The sequence below is a fragment of the Nodosilinea sp. E11 genome (assembly GCF_032813545.1).
Lineage (GTDB): Bacteria > Cyanobacteriota > Cyanobacteriia > Phormidesmidales > Phormidesmidaceae > Nodosilinea.
Genome location: NZ_CP136520.1, coordinates 2,302,183 through 2,319,527 on the forward strand (window position 1 = coordinate 2,302,183; position 17,345 = coordinate 2,319,527).

At 55.2% G+C, this 17,345-nt stretch carries 18 protein-coding genes and 1 tRNA gene; 12 read left to right on the top strand and 7 right to left on the bottom strand.

Annotated elements, in window-relative coordinates:
• Window positions 1-415 precede the first annotated feature (415 nt).
• The 3 genes from RRF56_RS12475 to RRF56_RS12485 form a co-directional block, all read right to left on the bottom strand.
• Window positions 416-805: a type II toxin-antitoxin system VapC family toxin gene (locus tag RRF56_RS12475; RefSeq protein ID WP_317037969.1), complete on the bottom strand. Its 390-nt coding sequence runs from the start codon at window positions 803-805 to the stop codon at window positions 416-418.
• Window positions 798-1,019, bottom strand: a complete 222-nt coding sequence (locus RRF56_RS12480; RefSeq protein WP_317037970.1) for a hypothetical protein — start codon at window positions 1,017-1,019, stop codon at window positions 798-800. Before RRF56_RS12480 ends, RRF56_RS12475 begins: the two co-directional genes overlap by 8 nt.
• 259 nt (window positions 1,020-1,278) lie before the next feature.
• Window positions 1,279-1,494, bottom strand: coding sequence for a Nif11-like leader peptide family natural product precursor (locus RRF56_RS12485; RefSeq protein ID WP_317037971.1), 216 nt, complete (start codon window positions 1,492-1,494; stop codon window positions 1,279-1,281).
• A 307-nt stretch (window positions 1,495-1,801) separates the two neighbouring features.
• Between RRF56_RS12485 and RRF56_RS12490 the strand changes: the two genes are divergently transcribed.
• The 4 genes from RRF56_RS12490 to RRF56_RS12505 all read left to right on the top strand — a co-directional run bounded on the left by RRF56_RS12490 (window position 1,802) and on the right by RRF56_RS12505 (window position 7,034).
• Window positions 1,802-1,984: a hypothetical protein gene (locus RRF56_RS12490; protein WP_317037972.1), complete on the top strand. Its 183-nt coding sequence runs from the start codon at window positions 1,802-1,804 to the stop codon at window positions 1,982-1,984.
• Window positions 1,985-2,055: 71 nt separating this feature from the next.
• On the top strand, window positions 2,056-2,283 hold the full coding sequence (locus RRF56_RS12495; RefSeq protein ID WP_410510600.1) for a hypothetical protein: 228 nt from the start codon (window positions 2,056-2,058) through the stop codon (window positions 2,281-2,283).
• A gap of 351 nt (window positions 2,284-2,634) precedes the next feature.
• Entirely contained in the window at window positions 2,635-4,665 is a 2,031-nt protein-coding gene (locus tag RRF56_RS12500) for a protein kinase domain-containing protein (RefSeq protein WP_317037974.1), read from the top strand.
• A 164-nt stretch (window positions 4,666-4,829) separates the two neighbouring features.
• Window positions 4,830-7,034 carry a phosphoketolase gene (locus RRF56_RS12505; protein WP_317037975.1) on the top strand — a complete coding sequence of 735 codons (2,205 nt, stop codon included), beginning with the start codon at window positions 4,830-4,832 and terminating at the stop codon, window positions 7,032-7,034.
• Window positions 7,035-7,254: 220 nt separating this feature from the next.
• On the opposite strand, the gene RRF56_RS12510 is transcribed toward RRF56_RS12505, so the two are convergent.
• Complete coding sequence (locus tag RRF56_RS12510; protein ID WP_317037976.1) at window positions 7,255-7,989, bottom strand: Tic22 family protein; 735 nt, start codon at window positions 7,987-7,989, stop codon at window positions 7,255-7,257.
• 144 nt (window positions 7,990-8,133) lie between these two features.
• Window positions 8,134-8,207: transfer RNA gene (locus RRF56_RS12515), tRNA-Pro, on the bottom strand.
• A 98-nt stretch (window positions 8,208-8,305) separates the two neighbouring features.
• Here RRF56_RS12515 and RRF56_RS12520 point away from each other — a divergent pair.
• Entirely contained in the window at window positions 8,306-8,716 is a 411-nt protein-coding gene (locus RRF56_RS12520; protein WP_317037977.1) for a DUF4332 domain-containing protein, read from the top strand.
• Window positions 8,717-8,749: 33 nt separating this feature from the next.
• Here the strand turns inward: RRF56_RS12520 and RRF56_RS12525 are convergent, their stop codons facing one another.
• Window positions 8,750-9,271: a GNAT family N-acetyltransferase gene (locus RRF56_RS12525; RefSeq protein WP_317037978.1), complete on the bottom strand. Its 522-nt coding sequence runs from the start codon at window positions 9,269-9,271 to the stop codon at window positions 8,750-8,752.
• Between the two features lie 625 nt (window positions 9,272-9,896).
• Between RRF56_RS12525 and RRF56_RS12530 the strand changes: the two genes are divergently transcribed.
• From RRF56_RS12530 to RRF56_RS12540, 3 genes are all read left to right on the top strand, one after another.
• Window positions 9,897-10,613, top strand: a complete 717-nt coding sequence (locus tag RRF56_RS12530) for a hypothetical protein (protein WP_317037979.1) — start codon at window positions 9,897-9,899, stop codon at window positions 10,611-10,613.
• Between the two features lie 40 nt (window positions 10,614-10,653).
• A complete protein-coding gene (locus tag RRF56_RS12535; RefSeq protein ID WP_317037980.1) occupies window positions 10,654-11,571 on the top strand; it encodes an alpha/beta hydrolase in 918 nt (305 codons plus the stop codon).
• Window positions 11,572-12,138: 567 nt separating this feature from the next.
• The gene (locus RRF56_RS12540) at window positions 12,139-12,858 is read left to right on the top strand and encodes a Crp/Fnr family transcriptional regulator (RefSeq protein WP_317037981.1); all 720 of its coding nucleotides are present in this window, start codon (window positions 12,139-12,141) and stop codon (window positions 12,856-12,858) included.
• A gap of 24 nt (window positions 12,859-12,882) precedes the next feature.
• On the opposite strand, the gene RRF56_RS12545 is transcribed toward RRF56_RS12540, so the two are convergent.
• Window positions 12,883-13,905 (bottom strand): LysR family transcriptional regulator, encoded by a 1,023-nt coding sequence (locus RRF56_RS12545; protein ID WP_317037982.1) that lies wholly within the window; start codon window positions 13,903-13,905, stop codon window positions 12,883-12,885.
• A 224-nt stretch (window positions 13,906-14,129) separates the two neighbouring features.
• On the opposite strand from RRF56_RS12545, the gene RRF56_RS12550 reads away from it, so the two are divergent.
• The 4 genes from RRF56_RS12550 to RRF56_RS12565 all read left to right on the top strand — a co-directional run bounded on the left by RRF56_RS12550 (window position 14,130) and on the right by RRF56_RS12565 (window position 17,311).
• A complete protein-coding gene (locus RRF56_RS12550) occupies window positions 14,130-14,918 on the top strand; it encodes a hypothetical protein (protein WP_317037983.1) in 789 nt (262 codons plus the stop codon).
• A 112-nt stretch (window positions 14,919-15,030) separates the two neighbouring features.
• Window positions 15,031-15,516 carry a 2Fe-2S iron-sulfur cluster-binding protein gene (locus RRF56_RS12555; RefSeq protein WP_317037984.1) on the top strand — a complete coding sequence of 162 codons (486 nt, stop codon included), beginning with the start codon at window positions 15,031-15,033 and terminating at the stop codon, window positions 15,514-15,516.
• A 107-nt stretch (window positions 15,517-15,623) separates the two neighbouring features.
• Window positions 15,624-16,715, top strand: coding sequence for a heat-inducible transcriptional repressor HrcA (hrcA, locus tag RRF56_RS12560; protein WP_317037985.1), 1,092 nt, complete (start codon window positions 15,624-15,626; stop codon window positions 16,713-16,715).
• A 35-nt stretch (window positions 16,716-16,750) separates the two neighbouring features.
• Complete coding sequence (locus RRF56_RS12565; protein ID WP_317037986.1) at window positions 16,751-17,311, top strand: DUF4126 domain-containing protein; 561 nt, start codon at window positions 16,751-16,753, stop codon at window positions 17,309-17,311.
• Window positions 17,312-17,345: the final 34 nt, after the last annotated feature.

Consider the following 17,345-nt stretch of genomic DNA (forward strand, 5'->3'; position numbering starts at 1 on the left):
AAGCAAAAAATCGCATAACAAAAGCATGCAACAGTGCGATCGCAGATCTCCTGCAGATTGGGTTGACGAAGGAAACCCAACCATCTCAATACCATACTTCACCGGGTGCCGTGCCCAATATAATTGAGTAGTCACCTTCCAACGTGAACCCGCTATGGCTTTCACTCGCGACATAGGTTGGGATCTCTCCGTCAGCGATCGCAACGGCAAACTCGCCCTGGTGGTTGAAGTTCAATAGCTGTAGGTTGAGTTACGCTGGCGCTTCACCCAACTCCCCTGATAGTTTTCTTTCCAACAAGCTAAGCGCACAAATTCTTTCACTCATGCTGTGCGATCGCCGCTTCCAAACCCCTAGGGGCTATCTACTTCTTCACCGTCATCACCTGCGATCGGCAACCTCATTGTAGAGTGCTAGCTACCACAATCGCTGGATCCCATAAACGTCAAATTTGTCATCAATACTGATAACGGGCATCTCTTCGCCTATAGATTGAGCTATCAACAACCGATCAAATGGGTCGCGATGATGAGGTGGCAAATCGCTCAGAGCGTAAATATGGGTTAGCTCAATTGGTAGCAGGCTCAAACCATTACGGCTAACTTCATCCTCAACTAGCTCAGGCAATGATGTTTTAAGCGTTAGCTTGCCAAGAGACAACTTAATTTGCATCTCCCAAATACTAGCAAAACTGAGCACGGGTTTATTTTCAGGATTAACCAAAAAATCGTGTGCTAGTGCAGAAAGCCGCTTCGGTTCCCCAGTCCACCAAATAAAAACATGAGTATCTATCAAAGCCCTACTCATCGTCACCAAGCCAGAAGCTATCAGGTAAAGAATCGTTAAAATCTTCACTCATCCATACCTGCCCCTTATGCAAACCCGGAATACGAGGTGCGCGGGAAGAGTCAGCAGCTAAAGTAGCGCTACCTTTTACTAATCGAATAAAACTCAGCACCCGCAAAAGCAATGGTTCCGGTACCGATGCCAGCTCACGCACAATAGTTTCGAAGGTAGTCATCTACATACCCTGCCAATGCCATAAGGCTATTTTGGCACAACCAACAAAAGTTGCGAGATGTATAGTCAAGGTTCCATCTACTGGAAGCTGGATGAAGCGCCAGTGTAACCCAGTTCTCCTAATAGGGTTCTCTCCAAACAACCTAAGCGCACAAATTCTTTCACTAATCTTGTGCGATCGCCGCACCAAAACTCTAGTGCGATCGCAGCTCTCTTTTAGATTAGGTTGACGAAGGAAACCCGAAAATCCTAGAAAGAATTTAGTTATATTCCCCAGGAAGAACGTTTTTTATAACAGTAACTCCGCCAAAGTTCTTTCCTGACATTCTCAGTAACTCATCACCTGAAAACTCAAAGCCAAGTTTTAGTGCGATTCGCGCAACATCATCTGCAGTTGATGCTGATAGAACCTCACTTTTAAGTGCAGGCTCAGACTTCATCTTCTTTAAAAATGCCTCGAGTTGATCTAAAGCCATGTTGAAAATTCCTATTTTTATTAACTGCTTATAGTGTTAAAAAGGGAAACCATTACAGGCTTCAAGTAGATTCTACTGTCCTTTCAAGCTATAGGCAATGAGCGGAACTCCCAATTGTAATCTCTGCTGAGCTTATAGGTTGGGTGAAGCGCTAGCATAACCCAACGACCCCAATCGTTTTCTTGCTCAGCCATCTGCCCAAAGCGCAAAAATATTCTTCATACGTGCGCGATCGCCGCACCCAAACCCCACAGGCCACCTATTCCTTACCGTCGTCACCGGCGATCGGCAACCCCACTCCATCGCGATGAGTCGAAAACGGCAGCCAAGCGCGCCTGCGGCTGGTGCAAGACAATGGGGCCTATCCTGGCAGATTGCGCCGATCGTCTTGACTACAGCGATCGCCCATTCCGACCCGGCTGTAGCCAAGCGCGCCTGCGATGCGATGATGCAGATGCAAAAGATTGTGTCAGATGTTACGCACCGTTAAGCTTCTTTGCACAGCCCGCAAGCACCGCAGAGCCTGTGTTAACTTCGATATCGTTGCATGTCTCACCGATGTTGAACACTAACGAGGTTTTACCCGTGGCCCTGTCAGAAAAGATTGCTCCAGCCCTGACCGAAACCCGCGAAGACTTCTCTGAGTATGTCGCTCATCTGCAACTGCACATGGCACTCCAGGCCCGTAACTTGGTGCCCTCCCTAGGTAACACTGGCGACAGCCGCCACAACCTGCTGCACCAAACCCAGGCCGACATTGAGAAGTTTATCTCTCGCCAAGGGTTCTAAAAGTCTTTCCCTGTGCTTTTCCTCTTGGGGCTAAGGCGCAGGGCTCATTTGCTGCAACGGTGTCTCTAAAGACGTCTTTAAAAGACACCGTTGCGCTACTGGCCAAGGCCCCTCTAAGGGTCTTGGCCTTTTTGATTCTGGCCTGACAAGATGAGGACGATTTTGTAGTGGGAGCCACCTAGAACTATCGAAAGCCACTGGCTTTAGTCAAACGCTTGTGTGCCAAAGCCGTTGTTCTCTACAGCTCCAGGGACTTCTCTGCGCCAATCACAGAAACAGGGCTGCTTTACGCTAATCTGTGACAGATACCGCGAACTTACACTACATAGAGGGTCGCCGCAGTACAGGCCTATGGCTGAAACAGGACAGGGAGAATGGTTGCTCGGGGGGCGCTACCGGGTGCTGCGGCAGCTGAGCCGGGGCAGCTTTGGCGACACGTACCTGGCCGAAGACACCCATCGGTTTCAAGAGCTGTGCGTACTCAAAGAATTTAACCCCCAGGTGCCCGGCAAGCTAGCCCTCGACAAAGCCCAAACTCTGTTTGAGCGCGAGGCCGGCATTTTGTACCAAATTAACCATCCTCAGGTGCCCCGGTTTCGCCAACTGCTGCGCGATGAAACGCGCCTGTTTTTAGTGCAAGACTATGTCGAAGGCCCCACCTACCGGGAGCTACTAAGCCGCCGCCGCGCCCACGGGGAGAGCTTTAGTGAAGCCGAGGTGGTCCAGTTTTTGATGCAAATGTTGCCGCTGCTGCAATACCTGCACAGCATTGGCATTGTGCACCGCGATATTTCTCCCGCCAACCTAATTCAGCGCAACGCCGATGGCCGCCCCATGCTGATCGACTTTGGCGGAGTCAAACAGTTGGCGGTGAATGTGCGCCATCAGCTGGGGGTGGCTCAGCCCTATCAGGCCGCCGATGGCACGGTTACTCGTCTAGGGACCGTGGGCTATATCCCCGAAGAGCAACTTGAGTCAGGTCAGGTCACCCCCGCCACCGATCTCTACGCCCTGGGCATGACGGCCCTGGTCTTGCTGACCGGCAAAGACCCTGAGGATCTATACGACAATCGCCGCGATCGCTGGCTTTGGACTGAGCAGATCGATCTATCGGCTACGCTCACCCAGGTGCTGACGCGCATGGTATCCCACGATCCGGGCGATCGCTACCCGTCTGCTGGGCAGGCCTTGGCGGCGCTCAATCTGGCCCACCCCGACCCCCTCTCAAAAGCCTGGGCTCAACCGATGCCGGTGCGCATGCAGCCCGCCATCCCGCCACCGCGGCCAGTGCCGACGGTAGCAGTCGCTCCCCCGGCACCCTATCTACCATCAATGCCGCCACCCATGGCCTACGACCCAACGGCAACGGTGGCCCCGCCACCGCGAGCGGTGCCCGTGAAAAAGTCGTCAGCGGGGTGCTGGCCGGCCCTGGTAGGGTTGCTAGTGGTAGTGGGAGTGGCCGGAGGGCTGTGGTGGTGGCTCGACCCCATTGGCCAGGTTGCTGGTGATGGTAGCGAGGCGGTATCGCCGGATGCCAGCAATGCAACGAACCCTAACCTCAGTGAAGCTGAGCGCGAGCGCAAACAGGCTCTACGCGATCGCGCAACCGCACTCAGCGTTGACTGGAGCTATCTCACCCGCCTCAATGACCAGCTCTTCTACGAGCAGAACCCAGACCGCCAGGGCACCCAGCTCACCGACCAGCCCCAAGATGAAGCCCTGCGGGCTGAGTGGGATGCGATCGCCGCCAGCAATCTAGATTTGCTAGAGGCCAACCTCAGCACCGAGGCCCGCAGTCGGCTGGGGCGCTATAACCCCACCGATAGCGATCGCTGGCAGCGCCAGGTCAATGCCCTTTACGTCAGCACCAAAGCCCTCTCCGATCTAGCCGACGCCCGCTTTGGCCAGCTGTTTCCGGGGCGAGCAGCAAACAACGGCTTTGTCGAAACCCCGATCGATCAAATCTGGTTCGCCCTGGCCCAAGACCAGGTCAACGCCATGGAAAGTGGCGACAACTTGACCGAAATCACCTTTGAGCCAGGGTCCTTTAGCCAACAGCGCCAGGGCAACCTCAACCCCGGCCACGGTCAGATCTATATTCTCAACCTCAGCGCCGAGCAGCTGCTGCGGCTCAACCTCCAAGCGCCGCCCGGCAGCACCCGGCTGTCGATCTACGTGCCCGTGCCCACCGACGAACTACCCCACATTTTGGCCGATGCTGAGCAAAACACCTGGGCCGGCGAGCTACCCCAGTCGGGCTACTACGAAGTGGTGGTGGTCTCCCAGGGCAGCACGCCGATTCCCTACAGTCTTACGGTGGCCGTCGATAACGTTATTAACGACATTATCAACCGCCCCGACCCACCCGCCAAAGAGAACTAGACATAGCTAGCATAATCAGTTGCAATGGTGTGCCGCGTTCCGAGACCCCCACGGCTGTGTAGGATGGTTAACAGCCCTTGCAATTGTATACAGCAGGCCAGGTGCCAGGGCTGGCGGCGCAGGGGCTGGTGACGGTTTTTTCACGTTAGTTAGAGGGTTTGAGTATGACGGTGGCCAGCACGCAATCGATTCCAGCATTTTGTGAAGGCATTCAGCATTTTGGCGAACTGCTGCCCGAGTTTGCTGCCTATGGTCAGGCGGCGGCGATCGCCCCCGAGCAAACCGCCATTTCATCTCCCAGTGACCCGGTTGCCGTCTATCAAACCCTGCTGGCCGCCGACGCCCTGCGCTACCTCACCTTGCAGGTGACCGCCAGCAAAGAATCGGGCCACCCCGGCGGCTTTGCCAGCATCGCCGATGCGATCGCCTCCTTGGTCATGCTGGGCCACAAAAATATCGTCACCGAAGTCGGCCACCACGCCCCCGGCTTCTACAGCAACGTATTCATGGACGGTTCCCTGGAGGCGATGGGGATCGCCACGGTGCAGGAACTGTGCGATCGCTTCCGCGAAACCCACGGCCTGCTGGGCCACCTGTCGGGCCAGATGCCGGGGCTGCTGTCCCCCGCTGGGCCCCTAGGTCAGGGCCAGCACTTTGCCATGGCCGGGGCCAAGCTGCACCCCGGCGTGCTGTTCCCCGTCACCATCGGCGACGGCGGCCTGGGCGAACCCTACATCATGAGCAGCTTCGGCCACTTCACCACCGCCTACCCCACCGTCACCAACTTCCTGCCCATCCTGGTGTGGAACGGCTATAGCCAGGAGCACCACAGCATGGTCTCCACCAAGAGCAACCAGTCGATGATCGACTACTGGCGCGGCAACGGCTTCCAAGAAGTGGTGCTGGTGGATGCCAAGGACTTTGATGATGCCAACCAGCCCGGCGACTACGTCGATAGCACTGCGTTCTCGTTCCCCCAGCGCTTCGCCTTTACCCAGGCGGTGCTAGAGGCCACCGACAAGGCCGCCAAGCTGGCCCTGGGCGGCACCCTAACAGTGCTGATCGTCAAACAGCTCAAGGGGGCGGGGGTTCACAAGCGCGGTGCCCAGTCCCACAACCTCTATCCGGGCGACTCCCTGACCCGCGACTACATTGTCAGCGCCCTGACCACCCGCGCCCTGCACCCCGAGGCCTGGGCCTTGGTGCGCGCCAACTACGAGCGGGCCGGGGGTGGCCCCGCCGCCAAGGTGGCCGTCACCGAGAGCGAGCTGCCCCTGGCAGACCTGGGCACCCTGCCGCTGAATGAGTTTCCCGTGGGCGGCGACAAACAGGTGGCTACCACCGCCATGGGTGTCCTGGTGGGCTACGTGGGCCAAAAAGATCCCGCCTTTATAGTTACCAACGCCGACGGCAACGCCGCCTCCGGCATCAACAACATCAACCAGGCGCTGAAGATCATCCATCCCACCGCCGACGCCACCTACTTCCAGCAGCCCCAGGGCCAGGTGTACGAGCCCCTCAGCGAAGACGCCTGCGCCGGTCTCGCCGCCGCCCAGGCTCTGTTTGGTGCCCGCACCCTGTGGTGTTCCTACGAGTCCTTTGCGATCAATGGCCTGCCTATCTGGCAGACCGTCACCCAGGCCATGGCCGAACTGCGCCGCGCCACCCCCTCCACCGTTTGCCTATTTACGGCGGGGGCCCTGGAGCAAGGCCGCAACGGCTGGACCCACCAGCGCCCGGAGATCGAAAACTACTTCGCGGGCATGCTGCGCAACGGCAACGTCTACGCCCTCTTCCCCACCGATGCCAACAGCATTCAGGCTTGCTACGACTGGGCTCTGACCACCCGTAACAAAGGCGTCACCATCACCGCCAGCAAGTCGCCGCTGCCGGTACGCACCACCGTTGAGCAAACCCGCCGGGCGATCGCCGACGGTGCTGTAGAGCTGGCCACGATCCAAGGGAATCAAACCGTTGTCTTTGCTGTCATTGGCGACATGACCCTCATGCCGGTATTTGAGGCCGCAGAGCAGCTAGCCAACGCCGGCATTGGCAGTCGCATTGTGTCGGTGGTCAACCCTCGCCAGCTCTATCGCCCCACCGATGTCGCCTGGGATCTGTGCTCCGAGCCCGACGGCAGCTTCCTGGACGATGCCGGGTTTGAGCGCCTGTTTAGCGGCGACGCGCTGATCGGGGTAACGGGCGGCTCCAGCGCCATGCTCGAACCGATTATGCTGCGCAGCACGGCCCCCCGCGACACCTTCGCCTGGAAGCGGGGCGAAACCACCGCCAGCGCCGGACAAATCATGGCGTTAAACGGCCTGACGGCAGATAACTTTGTGGCCCGAGCTACGGCACTGTTGGGTTAAGGGCTAACGGTAGGGGCGGGCATTCTCCAGGGTGTGCTGCCCCTACAAACCTAGGCTCTGGGCTGATACCAGGGCTAGGAGCTACCTCTGCGATCGCCGTAAGGAATATCACAATACCCATTGCCCCCGCTCCCTAAAAAGAGAGCGAGGGCAACGGCAAGCAACCCAATAGAGGCCTGGTTATAGCGATGGCTATAACGGCTACCCTGGGTCAAAGACGCTAATTGCCAGGCTGCTGCGATCGGATATAGTTCAACACCTCAGTTGATGGAAACAGTCGTACCTGATTGAGCTGAGCATCGAGAGCCGGGTCAGTGCTATTAGCCATAGCCGTCAGCAACCACTCTAGAGAAAGCACCTGCACCACAATCTCATTGGCGGCTTCTGCATTGGTCTCTCGATAGCGATTTAGCAGGGTCTGCAAATCGTTACGCGAAAAGAACATGGGCAGCGAGGCTTCACCATTTTGGTTAATGGTCAGGTAAGGACCATCAGCACCCTGACGAGCGATGAACAACGGCACACCCTGAAAATCAGACTCAAGCTGTAGAGCAGCCTCTAGCTCGCCACCAATGGGGAGATAGAGCAGCGGCACCTGAGCCTCGTCATTGAGCACCGTTTCTTGGTAGAGGGTGCCCAGGTCTACTAGAGCCACCTCAGCACTCGGATCTTCTTGCCGTGCGCGGTTTAAGAATTCTTCAGCCGCTTCTCCATCAATAAAGACAACAGGCACTTTAAGTTCCTGGTTATTCACCTCGGCAGCGGCGGTAAGGGGCTGGCCGTCGGAGTTCAAAATGATAAAAACGGGTACTTGCTCGAGCTTATCGACGATCGCCTCTTCGCCCAAGGCCTCAGCGGGCAGGGGCATCACCAAACCACCCCCTAGCAAACTGCCGCTGATCAGGGCTGTCATCAAGGGCAGGGGCCGCAAAACAGAAGAAAAGAACTGTCGCATAGGGTTACTGTGTCGTTAAATGACGGCGGGCAGGATCGCGCAAACTACTGGTCAATGACTATAAATACTACAAATAAATAACCTTCTGCACAGACCGCTGTGCCAGTCTGATTACCAGCCCAGACAAAAGGCCTATACTCAAAATCGGGATGACAGGATTTGAACCTGCGACATCCTGCTCCCAAAGCAGGCGCGCTACCAAGCTGCGCTACATCCCGTAGACAATCAACCGTAATCAGTATAGCTTGCTTTATCGCCGAACCGGCACAGTCTTTCCCCGCTCCATGACAACCCCCACGACTTAAACCATTTATCTATGGCAACTCCAGCCCATCCTCTCGATCAATTGCCCGGTCTTAGCCAGACCCACGCCCAGGGCCTAGCCCAACTAGGCCTCACCAGTACCGACCAGCTGCGACGCTACGGCATTACCGTAGAGCATCGTCAGACCCTGGCCAAAAAACTCCAGGTGCCACTGCGTTACGTCACTAAGTGGGTGATCTTGGCAGACTTGGCCCGAGTCCCTGCGGTGGGTTGTCAATTTAACGGACTACTGCTGCACGCGGGCATCATATCGGTGCCACAGTTAGCAGCCTGTTCAGCCCAAAGGCTATTTACCCAACTGCGGCGGCTACATGTTGCCACTCTACAGCGCAATGATCTCTGCCCCACCGCCGACCAAGTCAACCTCTGGATTCACCAGGCCAAAGCCCTCAGCCGAGCTTAGGGTAACGCACATCTGCCAACGAATCTATTCACCCTAATCGGGGTACCAAAACATTCCCTTAATTCCCTCCGGATCGGGCATGAAGCCTAACCCTTTGTAAAACTCAACCACCTGGGGATCGGCGAATAGAGTGACATTGCTGATGTCTTCGCTGCGCAGCTTTTTGATGAGCTGACGCATCAGTTCTTTGCCCAACCCGCGCCCCTGAAAGTCGGGATGCACTACCACATCCCAAATGGTGGCATTAAAGGCGTGGTCAGAGGTGGCCCGAGAAAACCCTACCAGGCGGCGTCGGGTACCGCGCTGCTCCCACATGGTAATTACTAGGTAGCTGTGCTGAATGGCTTTTTTGACCTTGCGAATCGGTCGCCTGGCCCAGCCTACAGCGTTACACAGCTCTTCTAGCTCATAGAGGTCGAGGTCGCGATCGGTACTAAACACAATCGTCGACCCCTCCCCATGCTCCGGTAGAGCCTCTAGGACGGTGCTTCCCGACGTGACTTCTTCAGACGAAGCGCCATCAGATCCGACAAAAAGACTTTTCCAAAAACCCATGCAGGCCCTGTCTGATTAAGGAAGTGGGACAACGCTCATCAGCATAAGTCAACGCCCTTGTAGACCGCAGCACAATGGCTCAGGCTAGAGCTAAACTTTGGGCTGAATACCGTTTCCTCATAGTATATCCCCTTAAAATACTGATATCTCTAGCGTCATGAGATTTCTGGACGCTGGGAGAGCTATCTAGGCTGCCCTTAGCCCCATAGCGGAGCCGAGCAGCGGGATAGCGGAGATGGGCAACATTGAGGCAGAAGTCGACGAGCTGCTTAATCTAGTCTTGATCAAGCTGATGATGACAGGCTCTAAACGTGTCAGGTGTTAGGTGTTAGGTTCCAGGTCTGCCATGAACCTGACACCTTGAACCCACTAACCTGTCCCTTTTGCTTGGCAGACTCCTAGCCTAGGGCTAGGCATTTTTACTAACGCCTATGATGCAGCCCTGGCAGCTCAGACAGTGACTAGAGCATGAGCCTGCTACTGTTGAGAACTCTCCCTAATTGGGGGTGTTCCCCCATCGACAACCGCAGCTTAGACTCTTACCAAGGGTATACTTCTTGATTCTCAAGTGTTCCTAAGGCGGCAGATGCTACCGTTACCTCCATGGAGTTCCATCCTTCCCACCATGGCCGCTGGCTTAAACCCCTCGACGGTTGAGCTACTGAAGCGCTTCAACCGAGCTTTTCCTCAATTTTATGAGCAGTTTGTCAGTAGTGAGATTCAACTGCAAAATTTGCGCTTGGCTTATCAGCTCTACAAGCAACGCAAGGCAGTTCTCGACATCAAGCCCGACGGCAATAAAAGTGCGCTGCATTTTGTCTATCGCAATCAGTCATTTTTGCTCAGCGATATTTTTGGTGTCTTGGCAGCTTACGGCTTGACCATTCACAACCTCAGCCTCTACGGACAGATTTATCCGCCAATGCTGGTGTTTATCAAGCTGGTGGTATCTCGGGGGGGTAAAGCCCTTAGCCCCAAAACGACCGAGAATGTCTGTCGAGCCATTCAAGAAACCCTGGCAGGGCATTTTGAAGTAGAAGAGATGTTAACCGTTGAGTTTAACCTCAATGCCGGTTTAGAGAAGGTCGAGACTGAGTTTTATGTTGACCCGGTGTTTCATCTCCCAGCTTTGTTAATCGAGGCCGACAACCAACCGGGGCTGTTTTATAAGGTGATGTACGCCATCTGGCAGGAGGATTTGCTGGTGGTCAATGCCAATTTGCTGGTTTGGCGAGGGCGCACTCGGCTTATTCTGTACTTGCTCGGCCCTAACGAAAGCCTGATTCCTGATTATCTGGGCCAAAAAATTGCCGATGGTATGCGCTACCGGCTTATGAGCTAAGGTACGATGGTCAAGGATCGGCCTAAGAGCCCATTGCCCTATGGCCACGACTACAGTCTTTGGCGTACCCCACTTTTACAACCTGACTGGTGAAGATCAGGGCCTAACTGCGGCCTTGCCTCCCCTGGTTTTTATCCATGGCTGGCTGCTGAGCCACAAGTATTGGCAGCCGATCATTGATCGGCTGAGTGCTAACCAGCCGTGCTTAGCCTACGACTTACGAGGGTTTGGTGAGTCGCGCTATGGTCTCGAGCGCTACAGCCCAGGGATTCCTGCGGCGGCCCAAGCCTGGGGGGCATCGGCCTCTCCCTACGGCCTGGGGGCCTATGCCCGCGATCTGGCAGCGCTACTCGATCAGCTTAACCTGGGCCCAGTGTGGCTGGTGGGGCATTCCTTGGGGGGCAGTGTAGCCCTATGGATGGCCCACTGCTATCCAAATCTAGTGCAGGGGGTGGTGTGCCTCAATTCAGGCGGCGGTATTTACATCGAGCGAGAGTTTCAGCAGTTTCGTCAGGCAGGGAAGTATATCGTTGGCTGGCGGCGGCCCTGGTTGCGCCATACGCTGCTGCCGCTGCTGCTGACCCGGATGATGGTGTATCGGCCTCTGGACTATTGCTGGGGGCGCGATCGCTGCCTCGATCTGCTCGATGCTGATGGCGAAGCTGCCCTCGGCACCCTACTAGAATCCACGACAGAAGCCGAAGTGCACTTACTGCCGCGCCTGGTTGCCTCCCTTGACCAGCCGGTGTACTTTATCGCCGGTCGTCAAGATCAGGTGATGAACCTGCGCTACGTCAATCACCTGGCGGGCTACCTCAAAGCATCCCGTCAGGGGCAGCACACCGTCATTGAAGTAGAGCACTGTGGTCACCTAGCTATGGTTGAGCAGCCAGAGGTGGTGGCCAAGATCTTAAGAGAGTTAGCGACCCGACAACAGCCGGCCTCAACCATCAACTAGAGCAAATTATTTTGATACGTGTCGCTGGACCCTTACGAAGCGATCGGCTCAGAAAAACTAGGGGAGGATGACATAAACCTACAAAACAAAAGAGATGCCGACGACTGGCCGTGTTTCGTCTCGGCATCTCTTCTGGTTCGCTCCTCACACATTCATAACTATATGATCAGTCTGGGGAAATGTCACCCCCAAAATAGGGTTTGAATGAACAGTTTTTCTTATGGGAGTTTAGGCTTTTAAGCCAGAGGAAGAGGCAATCGCTCACAAAAGACTTTTGTAGCAAGAGATACAAAGCATTAGTCCAAGCCAAAATTTGGTTAAGGCCTGAGACCACCGCCAATTAGTTCATTACGGCTATGGATCCATAAATGTCTCCAGATCCCGAGGGTAGACTCCGGGAAAATACGGGATCTCTGTATTAGTATTGGATAGTTTACGTAACCTTTACAGTCTGCCTGCCGGTAGGACGTTATCAAAATCACTGAGTTGAGCCGCTGGTCTAAGTTATTGAATTAAGCCCCGTTTACCCTATGGTCACGGTCTCTATTATCTAATCCAGCAGTTGCTATGCAATCATCCTCTCACCCCGACAACGCCCGACCGTTCTTGACCTGGCAACGCATTACCGATTGGGCCCACGCCCACTATCGGACTAGAACGTTTAATAAAGATGAGCGTATTCCCACCCGGTCTGGACTGCTCTACTTGGTAGAGCGGGGAGCTGTGCGGCTAGTGGGCTCTGCCCAAGGTGCTGGAGCGGCCTCCGATCTAGACGATGGCAGCGATGAAGAAGCGCTATCGTCTCTAGCATTAGGCTTGAGCGAAGAGGCTTTTTTAGGGTTTGTAGGGGCTGGGCAGCCCTTTGAAATTGTGGCTCAGTCGCCCTTTATGCTGCAAAGCTTCGCCCACGTCGATCAAACCACCGTCATCTGGCTGTACTGGAGCGATCTCGATAACTGGCCTCATTTCCGGCGTGAGGTACTCGATGCCTTTCGCTACCAACACCAGCGCAAGCTACTGTGGCTGAGCACCCTGGGGCAGCGTCGCACCATCGATCGCCTACTTGGGTTTCTCACCCTGCTGATCGAAGAATTTGGCGAGCCCTGTGAGTCGGGCTACTACCTCCCGTGGAGCCTTACCCATGCGCAAATTGGCAGCGCCATTGGCTCTACACGGGTAACGGTGACGCGTCTGATGGGCAAACTGCGCCAGCGCAAGCTGATTCTCACCTACAAAGATGGCTTGATTGCTATTCCGGGTGATCCGTCCGCCATCCGTGGGGCCTAGAGCAATGGCCTTGCAAGCAGTTGACTAAGGGCTGAGATTAAGGGGTTCTGGTGGAGGGGCAGCAGGCTTGGCACCGTTCTTTTCAGACCCATTTTTCTCAGAACCCACTGGTTTGAAGTTGAGGGGCAGGTTAGTAAACTGAGGCAAAATCTCGGTAGTAAAGGCTGCGGCAGCCTTAGAGCGGTAGCGATTGGGATTGAAAATGACCGATAGGGTGCGGTTGACGACGACAGCGTCAATCTTAGCCCGGTGTAACACGCCCATTTGCAGCTCTTTTTCAATCGCCGAGTTCGATACGAAAGCTACCCCTAGGCCAGACTGTACAGCGGTTTTAATGGCTTCGATAGAATTTAGCTCCATCTCAATTTTAAGACGGCGGGTTTCGATGCCACAGCGGGTCAATACCTGATCAATCACCTTGCGAATGGTGGATTGTGAATCGAGCGCGATGAAGTGCAGTTTGTAGAGGTCTTCGCGCTGTATCACTCCCTGGCTAGCTAAGGGATGATACATTGGCATAATTAGTGCAAGTTCATCCTCAGCGTAGGGCACTCTTTCCAAAGAGTCCTGTAGTTCGGGAGGAAGTTCGCCCCCAATAATTGCTAAGTCAACTTGTCCATTGGCCACACTCCAAGCAGTGCGGCGGGTGGAGTGCACATGCAGTTGCACAGCCACATCGGCATACTTTTGCCGAAATAGACCAATCATCCGGGGGAGCAAGTAGGTGCCTGTGGTCTGGCTGGCCCCTATGATAAGAGTGCCCCCCTGTAAATTCTGGAGGTCTTCAATGGCGCGGCAGGTTTCTTGGCAAAGACTGAGGATGCGATCGCCATAACTCAACAGCAGGTGCCCTGCTTCGGTGAGCTGTGCCCGCCGCCCACCCCGGTCAAACAGTGGCACATCTAGCTGGCGCTCCAGGTTTTGCACCTGCAAGCTGACAGCCGGTTGAGAGACATACAGGCTGTCTGCCGCTCGCTTAAAACTGCCCTCTGCCGCAATGGCCTTGAGAATACGCAGTTGATCGAGGGTAAAAGGAAGGTCAGACATGGGCATTAACCCTAACGTACGATAATCCTGGGATGCCAACAAACCATGATAGTAATACAGGCCAACCTCTCGACATCGCTAAGGCCAGTGTCGTCCCAACGACCTCAGATAGACCTATAGCCTTTAACTAGTGTCGAATTAAGTCTGCCATCCTTACATTACTTGTTTCAGGGCACGCAACACCAAAATTTAACCCGGTACCTAAAGGATTTATGAAACGGCAGGTGATCCAGAATGTTCTGAATTTACCCGGCATCTCTGGGATAGCGCTGATTGATGGACGCAATCGCCCCTTTTTCTTCGGGCCTGATATTAGTCTGAACACGCAACAGCAAGATGCTCTAGCCCAGGGTATTCAGCAGGTGGTTGAGACTACACCAGCCCAGTTCGACACCTTTAGCTTCCGCTTTGCTAACCAATTGGCCCATATCTATAAACTTGACGAGGGGTTAATCTTGCTGGTGCTGGTTACCGACCAGATGCCGCTTACCGAGTACGGGGCAGTGATTGGTCAGCTCAAGACGACGCTGATGGAAGCACCCCACAATGCCGTACCTACCTTTCGGCTGCTGGCGGGCTGTGTCACCATGAGCAGCAGTTCTATCGCAACAGAGACGACGAATCTAGATACCCGTGAGACCTCTGAGCTTGAGCCACCGGCCACAAATTTGGGTACTCTAGGCCCAAGCTGCGATCAGGTGATTGCGGCCCTCAACCACCTCAACGATGGAGCTACCCAATATTTGGGCAAAATCATCGTTGTCAATACCTGGAAGCAGTCACGCCCAGCCCACCCCTGGCTCGAACAGTTTGAACTTCAAAAAGACGGTCGCTTTACCGTCTCAGGCCCAATGCCCCCACTAACGGCAGAACAGCACCAGTGGATTAGGGATTGGGTAACGGCCTTTCTGGCGCGAGGCGGTAGAACTATCCGCAATTTTCAAGCCCTGGTCAGTAGCCAAGCGCTCACTCCCCAGGAGCAAGAGCTGTTGTTGGATAGCCCACCAGACTGAGCCCAATCGCCCTGCCAGAACGGCTGAAAAACACTTTGGTGGCTGGTTGGATCAGCCCTCGGTGAACAGGTCATCCGTTTGTTTTTATTGTCCCCTTATCTTTGTCTGCCCTATGGCCAAAACTGTTCGCCTTGAGCCCATTGCCCAAGAAACCTCTGTTGAAACCAACGGCAATCTGCTGTCGGTATTGCTGAACAAAGATTTAGACGTGCTCAAGGAGTGCGGCGGACGGGGCATGTGCGCCACCTGTCATATCTATGTACAGTCGGGCATGGAGGCTCTGACCCCAGTCAACCGGCGTGAGCAACGCACCCTAGAGGTGATTACCTCTTGTAAACCCAACTCGCGGTTGGCCTGTCAGGCTCGGGTGGTGAGCAATGGGGTTGTAGTTGAACTACCGCCAGGGATGTACGTTAACTCGCTGCAAGACATTGAGGCGCTCATTGGTCGCCGCGCTGATCAGGATCTACTGCACCCGATTACCGGGGAGGTACTAGTAGAACAGGGTAAGCTGATTACGCGCTCGACAATGGCTCAACTAGAAAGTACGGCCAGCTTTAAAGTGGGCGAATTCTTCAGCCAGAGCAAAGATCTCTAAAAATCCTTCAGGGATCTTGGATAAGCGCTCCTAGAGTCGATACCGCAGGCTAGAACACATCTGTTATGGTAAGGCAAAGCCGTAGTTGAGTTTTGTACCAACCCCCTATGGACTCTGCCCTTCCCCTCAGTGTTCGCCATGAGCAGGTGCTACAGGCAACCATTCGTCACTACATTGCTACAGCAGAACCTGTGGGGTCACGGGCGCTCGCCCAAGAGTACGACCTGAAAGTGAGCCCGGCTACGGTGCGCAACACCATGGGACTGCTGGAGAAGTATGGGCTGCTCTATCAACCCCACACCTCGGCGGGGCGGGTTCCATCCGACTCGGGGTACCGACTCTACGTAGATCGACTCATGTCGCCCTCGACCCGAGTTGGACGCCGAGTTGACGCAGCTCTGTCTGAAGAACTGAATTGGATGGGGCGCAGCCTTGAGTCGTTGCTCAAGGAGGCTACTCAGATACTGGCCCAGATTAGCGGTTACCTGGCCCTAGTGACAGTTCCCCAAGCTAGCGCGGTGCTGATTCGCCATATTCAGCTAGTTGCTGTGGAGGGGGGGCAGGTGCTGTTGGTGGTGGTGCTCGACTCTTTGGCCACCCAGTCGGTGGTGGTACAGCTACCCGCAATCCTGGGTTCAGCTGCGACTCCTTCAGAACCAGGGCGGCGAGAGTTAGAAATTTTGTCCAACTTTTTGAGCCACCATCTGCGAGGCCGCCCCCTGGCCGATGTGACCACCCTAAATTGGGGTGACCTAGACGCTGAGTTTGAGCACTATGGGGCAATGCTGTGCCAAGCATTGGGCGATTTGGCGCTGCGATCGCAGGCTCCAGCCACCCCTCAACTGGTGGTCAGTGGCCTGTCGGAGGTGCTGCGCCAGCCCGAGTTCTCCGATGCCCAAAGGATTCAAGCAGTGGTGCGCCTTCTAGAGGAAGATCAGTCGCAGCTGTGGCCGTTGTTCTTTGCGGCGTCGCCCCTGGCTACCCAGGTGATTCAAGACGTCGATGTCAAAGTGTGGATTGGCGCTGAAAACCCTCTAGAGCCGATGCAAGGCTGTGCCTTAGTGGTGTCTAACTACACCCGTCACGATACCTCAGTGGGCAGTGTGGGTGTGCTCGGACCAACTCGCATGGTCTATGAAAATGCCGTGGCTGTGGTCAAGGCAGCGGCCGACTATCTATCCACCGCCCTCAGCCAATAGAATCCCCAAAACAGCCTCGGCAGGGAGGGAATGCCGTGATTATTACTGAGCTACTAGCAATTTTGTCGATCGCGGCGGCGACGGGGCTGAGGCTGGCCTTGCCCCTGCTGCTAATTGGGCTGATGTCTGGTCCTCAGCTATGGGCAAACGTGCCGCTGCTGGCTCAACTGCCGCCAGCGCTGGTGTTGGGCGTGCTAGCAACCTGGTCGATAGCAGAGTTGATGCTGTCGAAGGATCGCTATAGTCAACGGTTTTTTCAAATTTTAGAGCTGGTACTCAGCCCTGGGGTGGGAGCGTTAGCGGGCATCGGCATCGCCAGAACGCTCGGTCTCGACAGCTGGCTCAACCTCCTGGTTGGGTTAATTAGCGGGCTGTTGGCGTTAGTGATTCAACTGTTGCAGGTGGGCCTGTTTTTTCGGCCCTTGAGACCGCCCCTGTGGAGCTTTTTTGTCGTCGATGGACTATGTATTGTGCTGGCGGTACTGGCCTTTGATGCCCCCAACCAAGGGGGGATTATTGCGCTGCTACTGCTGTGGCTGGTTAGCCGCACATCGTACCTGTGGCAGCACTGGCCCAGGCGATCGCAGCCTAAGTAATTAAAGCCTAAGGGGAAAAGCTCTCCGCTGTATC

What these genes read in the sequence shown, in the direction of transcription:
- RRF56_RS12485 (WP_317037971.1), bottom strand. Translation starts at nt 1,494, where the DNA reads ATGGCTTTAGATCAACTCGAGGCATTTTTAAAGAAGATGAAGTCTGAG.
- RRF56_RS12475 (WP_317037969.1), bottom strand. Translation starts at nt 805, where the DNA reads ATGAGTAGGGCTTTGATAGATACTCATGTTTTTATTTGGTGGACTGGG.
- RRF56_RS12505 (WP_317037975.1), top strand. Translation starts at nt 4,830, where the DNA reads ATGACGGTGGCCAGCACGCAATCGATTCCAGCATTTTGTGAAGGCATT.
- RRF56_RS12530 (WP_317037979.1), top strand. Translation starts at nt 9,897, where the DNA reads ATGGCCGCTGGCTTAAACCCCTCGACGGTTGAGCTACTGAAGCGCTTC.
- RRF56_RS12540 (WP_317037981.1), top strand. Translation starts at nt 12,139, where the DNA reads ATGCAATCATCCTCTCACCCCGACAACGCCCGACCGTTCTTGACCTGG.
- RRF56_RS12500 (WP_317037974.1), top strand. Translation starts at nt 2,635, where the DNA reads ATGGCTGAAACAGGACAGGGAGAATGGTTGCTCGGGGGGCGCTACCGG.
- RRF56_RS12520 (WP_317037977.1), top strand. Translation starts at nt 8,306, where the DNA reads ATGGCAACTCCAGCCCATCCTCTCGATCAATTGCCCGGTCTTAGCCAG.
- RRF56_RS12555 (WP_317037984.1), top strand. Translation starts at nt 15,031, where the DNA reads ATGGCCAAAACTGTTCGCCTTGAGCCCATTGCCCAAGAAACCTCTGTT.
- RRF56_RS12490 (WP_317037972.1), top strand. Translation starts at nt 1,802, where the DNA reads ATGAGTCGAAAACGGCAGCCAAGCGCGCCTGCGGCTGGTGCAAGACAA.
- RRF56_RS12480 (WP_317037970.1), bottom strand. Translation starts at nt 1,019, where the DNA reads ATGACTACCTTCGAAACTATTGTGCGTGAGCTGGCATCGGTACCGGAA.
- hrcA (WP_317037985.1), top strand. Translation starts at nt 15,624, where the DNA reads ATGGACTCTGCCCTTCCCCTCAGTGTTCGCCATGAGCAGGTGCTACAG.
- RRF56_RS12535 (WP_317037980.1), top strand. Translation starts at nt 10,654, where the DNA reads ATGGCCACGACTACAGTCTTTGGCGTACCCCACTTTTACAACCTGACT.
- RRF56_RS12545 (WP_317037982.1), bottom strand. Translation starts at nt 13,905, where the DNA reads ATGTCTGACCTTCCTTTTACCCTCGATCAACTGCGTATTCTCAAGGCC.
- RRF56_RS12525 (WP_317037978.1), bottom strand. Translation starts at nt 9,271, where the DNA reads ATGGGTTTTTGGAAAAGTCTTTTTGTCGGATCTGATGGCGCTTCGTCT.
- RRF56_RS12510 (WP_317037976.1), bottom strand. Translation starts at nt 7,989, where the DNA reads ATGCGACAGTTCTTTTCTTCTGTTTTGCGGCCCCTGCCCTTGATGACA.